Here is a 2,855-nt window from a genome sequence, read left to right on the forward strand (position 1 = left end):
AACGGTCCAGCCAACGGCACGGTCTCGGTCAACCCGGACGGCAGCGTCACTTACACGCCAAACGACAACTTCCACGGTACAGACAGCTTCACGTACATCGTTACCTCCGGTGGGGTATCGGAATTCACCACGGTGAACGTCGATGTGACGCCAGTGAATGACGCGCCAGTGGCAAAAGATGATACCGCTGTCACTGACGAAGACACGCCAGTGACGATTGATGTTCTGCCAAACGACACCGATGTGGATGGCGATAAGCTGTCTATCCAATCGGCGTCTGTGCCGAGTGAGCAAGGGACAGTCGAGATTGTTGACGGCAAACTGGTCTTCACGCCGGCTGAGAACTTCCATGGTGACGCTGAAATCACTTACACCATCACCGATGGTGCACTGACTGACCAAGCGACGGTCAACGTCACCGTGAATGCGGTGAACGACACGCCTGTGGTTGAGAGCAACATCGCAGACCAAACCTTGGCAGAAGACTTTACGCTATACAGCATCGATCTAAATTCCGCATTCAGTGATGTGGATAACGCCGATGGTGAGTTAACGTTTAGTGTCTCTGGCAACAGCAACATTCAAGTGGCGATCGTCAATGGCATTGCTACGTTCACTCCAACGGCAGACTGGAACGGCTCAGAAGCGCTGACGTTTACGGCTACCGATCCAAGCGGCGAGAGCGTTAGCCAAACGGTGAACTTCACAGTAGCGCCAGTGGCGGATATCGTGGCAGATAAAGCGACGGTTGTGGAAGATACGCCAACCATCATTAAGGTCTTAGATAACGACACGTTCGAAGGCGACGACAAAGTGGTGTCGCTGGATACCAATAACGGTCCAGCTAACGGCACGGTCTCGGTCAACTCGGACGGCAGCGTCACTTACACGCCAAACGACAACTACCACGGGGCAGACAGCTTTACCTACATCGTCACCTCCGGTGGGGTATCGGAGTCCACCACGGTGAACGTCGATGTGACGCCAGTGAACGATGCGCCAGTGGCAAAAGATGATACCGCTGTTACTGATGAAGACACGCCAGTGACGATTGATGTCCTGCCAAACGACACCGATATTGATGGCGATAAGCTGTCGATTGACTCGGCATCTGTGCCGAGTGAGCAAGGGACAGTCGAGATTGTTGACGGCAAACTGGTGTTCACACCGGCTGAGAACTTCAATGGTGACGCCGAAATCACTTACACCGTGACCGATGGTGCACTGACTGACCAAGCGACGGTCAACGTCACCGAGAATGCGGTGAACGACACGCCTGTGGTTGAAAGCAGCATTACAGACCAAACCTTGGCGGAGGACTTTACGCCATACAGCATCGATCTGAATACGGCCTTCAGTGATGTGGATAACGTTGATAGTGAGTTAACGTTTAGCGTCTCAGGCAACAGCAACGTGTTGGTGTCGATTGAAAATGGCATCGCGACCATTAGCCCAACGGCAGACTGGAACGGCTCAGAAGCGTTAACCTTTACGGCTACTGATCCAAGCGGTGAAAGCGTCAGCCAAACGGTGAACTTCACAGTTGCGCCTGTGGCGGACATCGTGGCAGACAACGCGACGGTTGTGGAAGACACGCCGACCATCATTAACGTCCTAGGTAACGACACGTTTGAAGGCAGCGACAAAGTGGTGTCGCTGGATACCAATAACGGTCCAGCCAACGGCACGGTCTCGGTCAACCCGGACGGCAGCGTCACTTACACGCCAAACGACAACTACCACGGTACAGACAGCTTCACGTACATCGTCACGTCGGGTGGGGTATCGGAGTCCACCACGGTGAACGTCGATGTCACGCCAGTCAACGATGCGCCAGTGGCAAAAGATGATACCGCTGTTACTGATGAAGACACGCCAGTGACGATTGATGTCCTGCCAAACGACACCGACATCGATGGTGATACGCTGTCTATCCAATCGGCGTCCGTACCTGAAACACAAGGCACAGTCGAGATTGTTGACGGCAAATTGGTCTTCACACCAGCTGAGAACTTCCATGGTGAGGCCGAAATCACTTACACCGTGACCGATGGTGCACTGACCGACCAAGCGACGGCCAACGTCACCGTAAATGCGGTGAACGACACGCCTGTGGTTGAAAGTAGCATTGCAGACCAAACCTTGGCGGAAGATTTCACGCTATACAGCATCGATCTGAATACCGCTTTCAGCGATGTGGATAACGTGGATAGTGAGTTAACGTTTAGCGTTTCTGGCAACAGCAACATTCAAGTGGCGATCGTCAATGGCATTGCTACGTTCACTCCAACCGCAGACTGGAACGGCTCAGAAGCGTTAACGTTTACGGCTACCGATCCAAGCGGCGAAAGCGTAAGCCAAACGGTGAACTTCACAGTTGCGCCTGTGGCAGACATCGTGGCAGACAACGCGACGGTTGTGGAAGACACGCCGACCATCATTAAGGTCTTAGGTAACGACACGTTCGAAGGCGACGACAAAGTGGTGTCGCTGGATACCAATAACGGACCAGCTAACGGCACGGTCTCGGTCAACCCGGATGGCAGCGTCACTTACACGCCAAACGACAACTATCACGGAACAGACAGCTTTACCTACATCGTTACCTCCGGTGGGGTATCGGAGTCCACCACGGTGAACGTCGATGTGACGCCAGTGAATGACGCGCCAGTGGCAAAAGATGATACCGCTGTTACTGACGAAGACACGCCAGTGACGATTGATGTCCTGCCAAACGACACCGACATTGATGGTGATAAGCTGTCTATCCAATCAGCTTCCGTACCTGAAGCACAAGGCACAGTCGAGATTGTTGATGGCAAACTGGTGTTCACACCGGCTGAGAACTTCCATGG

1 protein-coding gene is annotated in these 2,855 nt (G+C 53.4%); it reads left to right on the forward strand.

Annotated features, from left to right (window positions below; translation table 11 throughout):
- On the forward strand, positions 1–2,855 hold a 2,855-nt coding region (locus tag R7M72_RS24110; protein ID WP_318056354.1), incomplete at both ends, for a tandem-95 repeat protein.

It is taken from the genome of Vibrio sp. YT-18, from assembly GCF_033337345.1.
In the GTDB taxonomy this organism is placed as follows: Bacteria; Pseudomonadota; Gammaproteobacteria; order Enterobacterales; family Vibrionaceae; genus Vibrio; species Vibrio alginolyticus.